This is a genomic window from Amycolatopsis solani, from assembly GCF_033441515.1.
Classification (GTDB): Bacteria; Actinomycetota; Actinomycetes; order Mycobacteriales; family Pseudonocardiaceae; genus Amycolatopsis; species Amycolatopsis solani.
Window position 1 is genome coordinate 3984978 of record NZ_JAWQJT010000001.1, and the last position, 9263, is coordinate 3994240.

General features: G+C 72.9%; 1 protein-coding gene. It reads left to right on the forward strand.

What is annotated here, in order from left to right:
- Positions 1–6 precede the first annotated feature (6 nt).
- On the forward strand, positions 7–9030 hold the full coding sequence (locus tag SD460_RS18750; RefSeq protein WP_438860832.1) for a type I polyketide synthase: 9024 nt from the start codon (positions 7–9) through the stop codon (positions 9028–9030).
- Positions 9031–9263: the final 233 nt, after the last annotated feature.

Consider the following 9263-nt stretch of genomic DNA (forward strand, 5'->3'; position numbering starts at 1 on the left):
AAGACAGTGGGAGCCATGGCCAACGAGCAGAAACTCCGTGACTACCTCAAGTTCGTCACGGCCGATCTGAAGGACACCCGCGACCGCCTCGCCGACGTCGAGGCCCGGGACCGGGAGCCCATCGCGATCGTGGCCATGAGCTGCCGCTACCCCGGCGGCGTCGGCTCGCCCGAAGACCTTTGGCAGCTGGTCGAATCGGGCACCGACGCGATCGGCGGCTTCCCAGCCGACCGCGGCTGGCCCGCGGGTTCGTTCCAAGGCGGTTTCCTCTACGGCGCAGCAGAATTCGACGCCGCTTTCTTCGGCATCTCGCCCCGCGAGGCCCTCGCGATGGACCCCCAGCAACGGCTGCTGCTGGAGACGTCGTGGGAGCTGCTGGAGCGGGCGGGAATCGCGCCGAAGTCGTTGAAGCGCAGCAGCACCGGCGTGTTCGTCGGCGGCGCCGCGTCCGGCTACGGCACTTCGGCGGCCGGCGACGAGGACGTCGCCGGCTACCTGCTCACCGGTACCGCGGGCAGTGTCCTGTCCGGACGATTGTCGTACCACCTCGGGCTGGAGGGCCCGTCGGTGACGATCGACTCGGCGTGCTCGTCATCGCTGGTCGCCCTGCACCTGGCCGCGCAGGCGCTGCGGCGCGGGGAATGCACGCTGGCGATCGCCGGCGGCGTGACGGTGATGGCCACCCCGGGCACGTTCGCCGAGTTCGACCGCCAAGGCGGCCTCGCGGCCGACGGTCGCTGCAAGGCGTTCGCGGACGCCGCGGACGGCACCGGCTGGGCCGAGGGCGTCGGCATGCTCCTGGTCGAACGCCTGTCGGACGCCCAGCGCCTGGGCCACCCGGTCCTGGCGGTCCTGCGCGGTTCAGCGGTGAACTCCGACGGTGCGTCCAACGGCCTCACTGCACCGAATGGCCCGTCCCAGCGCCGAGTGATCACGGCGGCCCTCGCGGCGGCCCGCCTGTCCACATCGGACGTCGACGTCGTCGAAGCCCACGGCACGGGCACCTCGCTCGGCGACCCGATCGAAGCGCAGGCGCTGCTGGAAACGTACGGCCAGGATCGCACGACCCCGTTGTGGCTGGGCTCGGTGAAGTCGAACATCGGCCACACGCAGTCGGCGTCCGGCGTGGCGGGCGTGATCAAGATGGTGATGGCGATGCGTCACGGCGTGCTGCCGCAGACGTTGCACGCGGAGGAGCCGTCGTCCCAAGTGGACTGGACGGCCGGCGCGATCGAGCTGCTCACTTCGGCCCGCGAGTGGCCGTCCGACCGGCCGCGACGGGCCGCTGTGTCGTCGTTCGGGATCTCCGGCACCAATGCGCATGTGATCCTCGAACAGGTGGAGTCCGCGCCGTCGCAGTCGACGGAGGTGACGGGCCCAGTGCCGTGGTTGGTCTCGGCCCGAGGGGCGGACGCCCTGCACGCCCAAGCCGCGGCGCTGGTTCCCCTGGCTGACGCCGGCGTTCTCCCGGAGGTCGGGTCGGCTCTGTTGAAGGGCCGTGCGGCGTTCGAGGATCGAGCGGTCGTGGTCGGCGGTTCGGCTGAGGAGATGCGGGCGGGGCTAGAAGCCCTCGCTGCCGGAGGTAGCGCCCCCAACTTGGTGCACGGCAGCGTTGCGCCCGGCGCGTTGGCGGTGTTGTTCACCGGCCAGGGCGCGCAGCGGGTCGGCATGGGCGAGTCTCTCTACTCCCGTTTCCCTGTCTACGCCGAGGCCTTCGACACAGTCCTCGCCCACTTCCCCCCAACCCTCCGCGAGGCCCTCACCACCCCCGAACTCCTCGACCGCACCGAATTCACCCAACCGGCCCTCTTCGCCGTCGAGGTCGCCCTCTACCGGCTGGTCGAGTCCTTCGGCATCTGCCCAGATTTCGTCGCCGGGCACTCCATCGGCGAGATCTCGGCGGCCCACGTGGCCGGAGTCCTCTCCCTGGAAGACGCCTGCCGCCTGGTCTCCGCCCGAGCCTCCCTCATGCAAGCGCTGCCCGAGGGCGGCGCCATGGTCTCGATCGCCGCCCCCGAGTCAGCCATCACTCTCACCGACGGCGTCTCCATCGCCGCGGTCAACGGCCCCGAGTCAGTGGTCATCTCCGGCGACGAGGCAGCGGTCCTGGCCATCGCCGCCCAGTTCCCGAAAACCAAACGCCTCACCGTCAGCCACGCCTTCCATTCCCCGCTGATGGACCCGATGCTCGAGGACTTCCGCGCGGTCGCCGAGTCCCTGACCTACCGCTCTGCGACGATACCGGTGATCTCGAATGTGAGCGGTGCTCTCGCCGAGCCGTTCACCGCGGACTACTGGGTCCGCCACGTCCGCGAAGCAGTCCGTTTCGCCGACGGCGTCGCCACCCTCAAGGCCGAGGGAGCAGGCATCTTCCTCGAGCTGGGCCCCGACGGCGTGCTGAGCGCGATGATCGACGGAACCGTGAGCAGTGCTCTACGACGAGATCGCTCCGAAGACAGAACACTGCTCTCAGCATTGAGCACTGTTCACGTGCACGGTGTGAACGTCGACTGGTCGTCGTTCCTGCCGGCCGAAGCGAACGTCGAGCTGCCGACCTACGCCTTCCAGCGACAGCACTACTGGCTCACCGGCGCCGCCGAAGTGTCCACTGAGGACCAAGCCTTCTGGTCGGCGGTCGAGAGCGCGGACACGGACGACCTCGCCGCCACACTGGGCCTCGACCAGGACCTGGCGGAAGCGGTGCGACCGGCGCTGTCCGCGTGGCGCCACCGCAGCCGCCGAGACCGCACGGTCGCAGGCTGGCGCTACCGCACCGAGTGGACCCCGATCACCCCCGGCACCATCAACCCGAGCCGGCGGTCGCCGATCACCCCCGACGGCACTACCCCCGAGCGGTGGCTGCTGATCGCCCCGCCAGGCGACGAAACCGCCGCCCAGCTGAGCGCGCTACTCACCGAAGCCGTCCCACTCACCACAGCAGGCGAGTCCCGCACCGAACTCGCCGACCGGCTACGCGAAGCCGGCCAAGACTGGACCGGAGTGCTCTCCACCGGCGGCGACGCAGCCACCACCACAACCCTCCTCCAAGCCCTCGGCGACGCAGGAATCGCCGCCCCCCTGTGGTGCCTCACCCACCCCACCCCCGCCCACGCCGGAATCTGGGGCCTCGGCCGCAGCGCCGCCCTCGAAGTCCCCGAACGCTGGGGCGGCCTCATCGAACTCCCCGCCGAACTGGACGAACGCACCACCGCACAGCTCCGCGCCGTCCTCGGAGGCGACGAAGACCAGGTCGCCATCCGCGCGTCCGGCGTCTTCGCGCGGCGGCTCGTCCCCGCCCCGGCCGACACCGCGCGGGACTGGCAGTGGCGCGGCACCGTCCTGATCACCGGCGGCACCGGCGCGCTCGGCGCCCGCGTCGCCCGCTGGGCAGCGGCGAACGGCGCCGAGCGGCTCGTCCTCACCTCCCGCAGCGGCCCGGACGCCCCAGGCGCGACCGACCTGGCCGCCGAGCTGACCGAGGCCGGCACGCCGACCACCGTCGAGGCCTGCGACGTCGCCGACCGCGACGCCGTGGCCGCCCTCCTCGAGCGGACTCCGGACCTGCGCGCGGTCGTGCACACCGCGGGCATCCTCGACGACGGCGTCCTCGACGCACTGACCCCGGAGCGCCTGGCGCGCGTCGAGGCGGCCAAGGTCACCGGCGCGCTCCACCTCGACGAGCTGACCCACGACCTCGACGCCTTCATGCTCTTCTCCGGTCTCGCGGGCACCCTCGGCGCGGCCGGCCAGGCCGGGTACGCGGCCGCCAACGCGCGGCTCGACGCGCTGGCCGAGTCGCGCCGCGCCGCGGGACGGCCCGCGCTCGCCGTGGCGTGGGGCCCGTGGGCCGGCGGCGGCATGGCGGACGACGGCGTCGCCGCCCGGCTCGGCGCGGCGGGGCTCCGGCCGCTCGACCCGGACCTCGCCCTCGCCGCGCTCGGCGGGGCGCTGGCCGCGGGGGACACGACGGTCGCGATCGCCGACGTCGACTGGCCGGTGTTCGGCCCGGCGTTCACCGCGGCGCGGCCGAGCCCGCTGCTCGCCGAGCTGGCGCCGCCCGCCGAAGCCCCCGTCGTCCTCGACCTCACCGTCGCCGGGGTGCTGGACCTCGTCCGCGAGCACGTCGCCGCGGTGCTCGGGCACGCTTCGGCCGCCGCGATCGACCGCGACCGCGCGTTCAGCGACCTCGGCTTCACATCGCTGGCGGCTGTCGAACTCCGCAACCGGCTGCGCACCGCCACGGGGCTCGACCTGCCCGCCACCCTGACCTACGACCACCCCGACCCGGCCACGCTCGCCCGGCACCTGCACGGCCTGCTCGCCGGTTCGGCTTCCGACCCCGTCGCGACGGCCGCCGTCGCCGCGAACGAAGACGAGCCGATCGCGATCGTGGCGATGGCGTGCCGGTTCCCGGGCGACGTCCGGTCGCCGGAAGACCTGTGGGACCTCGTCGCCCGCGGCGCCGACGCGCTGTCCGCCCCGCCCGCCGACCGCGGCTGGCCGGGTGGCCTCGCCGCCGTCCGGCCGGGTGGTTTCCTCAGTGGCGCCGCGGACTTCGACGCCGGTCTCTTCGGCATTTCGCCTCGCGAGGCCCTCGCCATGGACCCGCAGCAGCGGCTGCTGCTCGAAACGGCGTGGGAGCTGTTCGAGCGCGCCGGCCTCGACCCGCGTTCGCTGCGCGGCGAGCGGATCGGCGTCTTCGCCGGCACCAACGGCCAGGACTACCCGGCATTGCTCACCGACGCGGGCGACGACGTCGCCGGCTACGTCGGCACGGGCAACGCGGCGGCGGTCGTCTCCGGCCGGATCGCGTATGCGTTCGGGCTGGAGGGCCCGGCGGTCACCGTGGACACGGCGTGCTCGTCGTCGCTGGTGGCGGTGCACTGGGCGCGGCAGGCGCTGAGGGCGGGCGAGTGCTCGATGGCCATCGCGGGTGGCGTCACGGTGATGTCGACCCCGGGCGCGTTCGTGGAATTCGACCGGCAGGGCGGCCTCGCCCCGGACGGCCGCATCAAGGCGTTCGCCGACGGCGCGGACGGCACCGGCTGGGGCGAAGGCGTCGGCCTGCTGCTGGTCGAGCGATTGTCGGACGCGCGGCGCAACGGTCACGAAATCCTCGCCGTGGTAAGGGGTTCGGCGGTCAACTCGGATGGTGCGTCGAACGGCCTGACCGCGCCGAACGGCCCGTCGCAGCAACGGGTGATCCGTGCGGCACTCGCCGACGCCGGGCTCGCCGCGTCCGAAGTGGACGCTGTCGAAGCGCACGGCACCGGAACGAAACTCGGCGACCCGATCGAAGCGCAGGCGCTGCTGGCGACCTACGGCGCGGAGCGCGACGAGCCGCTGTGGCTGGGTTCGGTGAAGTCCAACCTCGGCCACACGCAGGCGGCCGCCGGGGTCGCCGGGATCATCAAGATGGTCATGGCGATGCGGCACGGTGTGCTGCCGCAGACGTTGCACGTGGACGCGCCATCGTCCCATGTGGACTGGACGGCAGGCGCGGTGGAGCTGCTCGCCGAGCCGCGGAAGTGGCCGTCGGACCGTCCGCGGCGGGCGGGTGTCTCGTCGTTCGGGATCTCGGGGACGAACGCGCACACGATCCTCGAGCAGGCGCCGGAGGAGGCCGTCGTCCACGACACTGCGCCGGTCGGTGTGCTGCCGGTGCTGTTGTCCGCGCAGACCGAGGACGGCGTGCGTGCGCAGGCGCGCCGGTTGCTCGACGGCGAGCGCGGTGCGTTGCCGGACGTGGCTTTCTCACTGGCAACGGGTCGCGCGGCGCTGCCCCGGCGGGCGGCCGTGCTCGCGTCGGACGATGCCGAGCTGGTGCGCGGGCTGACCGCGCTGGCGGACGGCGCGTCGGATCCTTCCGTGGTGCGCGGGGAGGCGGTCCCGGGCCCGCTCGCTGTTCTCTTCACCGGCCAGGGCGCCCAGCGGACCGGCATGGGCGAGGGTCTCTACTCCCGCTTCCCGGTCTACGCCGAAGCGTTCGACGCGGTGCTGTCCCACCTCGACCCGAAGCTTCGCGAGGCCCTCACTGATCCTGAGCTGCTCAACCGCACCGAGTTCACCCAGCCGGCGCTCTTCGCCGTCGAGGTGGCGCTCTTCCGGCTGGCCGAATCTTTCGGTGTCCGCCCAGACTTCGTCGTGGGCCACTCGATCGGCGAAATCTCCGCAGCCCACGTAGCCGGCGTTCTGTCCCTCGAAGACGCCTGCCGCCTGGTCTCGGCCCGCGCCTCTCTCATGCAAGCGCTGCCGGAGGGCGGCGCTATGGTCTCGATCGCCGCGCCCGAATCTGCGATCACCCTGACCGAGGGTGTCTCGATCGCGGCGGTGAACGGTCCGGAGTCGGTGGTCATCTCCGGCGACGAGGCCGAGGTGCTGGCGATCGCGGCGCAGTTCCTGAAGACCAAGCGGCTCACGGTGAGCCACGCGTTCCACTCGTCGTTGATGGATCCGATGCTGGAGGACTTCCGCGCGGTCGCTGAGTCGTTGACATACTGCTCTGCGACGATACCGGTGATCTCGAATGTGAGCGGTGCTCTCGCCGAGCCCTTCACCGCCGACTACTGGGTCCGCCACGTCCGCGAGGCGGTCCGGTTCGCGGATGGCGTGGCGACGTTGGAGGCCGCCGGCGTGGGGGTGTTCCTGGAGCTGGGACCCGACGGGGTGCTCAGCGCGATGACCCCCGGCACGGCGATCCCCGCGCTGCGGCGGGACCGCGACGAGGAGCGGACGTTCTTCACCGCGCTGGCCGGGCTGCACACCGTGGGGGTGCCGGTGGACTGGACGCAGCTGCCCGGCCACCGAATTCCCCTGCCCACCTACGCCTTCCAGCGCGAGCGATTCTGGCCCAACCCGGCCCCGCGCCCAACCGGCGGCGAGGTGGACGCCCAGTTCTGGGCAGCGGTCGACCGAGCGGACGCGGCCGGCCTCGCGGCGGAGACCGGAGTCCCGGAGCCGGACGTGGCGAAGGTGCTGCCGGCACTGGCGTCCTGGCGCCGGGACCGGGCGGAGACAGCGGCGACGGACTCCTGGCGCTACCGGACAACCTGGCTCCCGGTCGAGGACCCCGCTCCGCCGACCCCGGGGTGGCGGGCGGCTGCGGCCGGCGAGTCGACCTCGGGACGGCAGGTGGTCGTGGCGGCGGACTCCACCGCGGCGACTACAGGACAGCAGGTGGTCTCGGCTGCGGACCCCACCTCGGCGACCTCGGGACGGCAGGCGCTCCCGGTCGCGGATCCCACCGCGGCGATCTCGGGACGGCACGTGGCCCCGGCCGAGGAGCCCAACCCTGGGCGTTACTTCGTCGTGGCCGCCCCCGGCGCGGCACGGCGCTGGGCCGACGCACTCGGCATCCCCGTCGTCGAGCCGACCGAGCTCCCCGCGGCCGACGGCGTGATCCTGATCGCCGCCCCAGGTGGCAACGCCCTCGCCACCGCCATGACCCTGGCCAGGGCCGAAGCGACCGCGCCCTTGTGGTGCGTGACCCTCGGCGCGGCCCAGGTACCCGGCGACGACCACCCCGGCGACCCAGCCCTGGCCGCACTCTGGGGCTTCGGGCGGGCGCTGGCGCTGGAAACCCCCGACCGCTGGGGTGGCCTGATCGACGTACCGACCATCCCCGATGAGCACCAGATCGCCCGCCTGTGGAGCATCGTCACGGCCGGCAACGGCGAGGACCAGCTGGCCCTCCGCCCGACCGGCGTCTTCGCCCGCCGCCTGGTCCGCGCGCCCCTGCCCAGCCCCGCTCCCTCCTGGACTCCACGCGGGACCGTCCTCATCACCGGGGGCACCGGCGCCCTGGGCGCGACCGTCGCCCGGTGGGCCGCCGGCGCGGGGGCCGGGCACCTCGTGCTCCTCAGCCGCAGCGGCCCAGCAGCGCCGGGCGCGGAAGCCCTCGCCGAGGAGCTCACCGCCGCCGGGGCGGAAGCGACGATCCGCGCCTGCGACGTCGGCAACCGCGCCGAGCTGGCCCGCGTCCTCGACCAGCTCCCCGAGATCACCGCCGTCGTGCACGCTGCCGGGGTCAGTCAGGCCACCGCCTTCGCCGATCTCGCCGACGCCGACTTCCACCGGATCCGGGAGGCCAAGGTCGCCGGGGCTCGCCACCTCGACGAACTCCTCGGCGACGACCTCGAAGCCTTCGTCCTCTTCTCGTCCATCGCCGGCGTCTGGGGCAGCGGCGGCCAGACCGCCTACGCCGCCGCGAACGCCGAGCTCGACGCGCTCGCGCAGCAGCGTCGCGCCCGTAACCGGGTCGCCACCTCCGTCGCCTGGGGACCCTGGGCCGAGGGTGGGATGGCCGCCGATCCCGCCGCGCAGGAGCACCTCCGGAAGCGCGGCCTGACGACCCTCCCGCCGGCCCAGGCGCTCGCCGCGTTGCGGCGGGCCGGGAACGAGAACGTCGTCGTCGCGGACGTCGACTGGGCGAAGTTCGCCCCGGCCTTCACCGCCACGCGGCCGAGCCGGCTCCTCGGCGAGCTGCCCGAAGCGCGGGTCGACGAGCCGCAGACGACTGTCGGTCAGGGGGAAGGCTTCCGGGCCAAGCTCGCCGGGCTCAGCCCGGCCGACCAGCGAGCCGAACTCGTCACCCTCATCCGGACCGAGGCCGCGCACGTCCTGGGGCACGCCACGACCGCCGCCGTCGACCCGAAACGGGCCTTCACCGAGCTCGGGTTCGACTCGCTCACCGCCGTCGAACTGCGGGGCAGGCTCGCCGCCGAGACCGGCCTCGAGCTGCCCGCCACGCTCGTGTTCAACCACCCCAACGCCACCGCCCTCGCCGAGCACCTGCGGGCGGAGCTGGGGGACGGCGTCCCGAGCGTGCTGGCCGAGCTCGAACGGCTGGAGACGGCGCTGGCCGGCGGCGAACCCGACCGGCTGACGCGCGGTGAGCTGACCGTCCGGCTGCAGGCCCTGCTGAGCCGGTACGCCGAACCCGTGGCCGTCCCGGCGCCGTCGAGCAGCCTCGAATTCGCCGACGACGACGCCCTTCTCGAATTCATCAACAATGACCTCGGGAAATTGTAGAAGCAATTCCTGAGCAGAAAACCCGCCCCCGGCAAGGGGGCGGGTTTTCCCTGTGTAGGGGCCCCTTTAAGGGGGATCATTAGGGGTTGTAGGGCCAAAAAAGGTCCCATAGCCTGCAGATTGATGCCACTTCGGCGCGGGCCCGGTGCCGCTTTCGGCGGTGCGGCCGAGCCGGGGTTCCGCAGTTCGCTGGAGAAAAGGCTGGTGGCACTGACATGGCCGACGAGGAGACG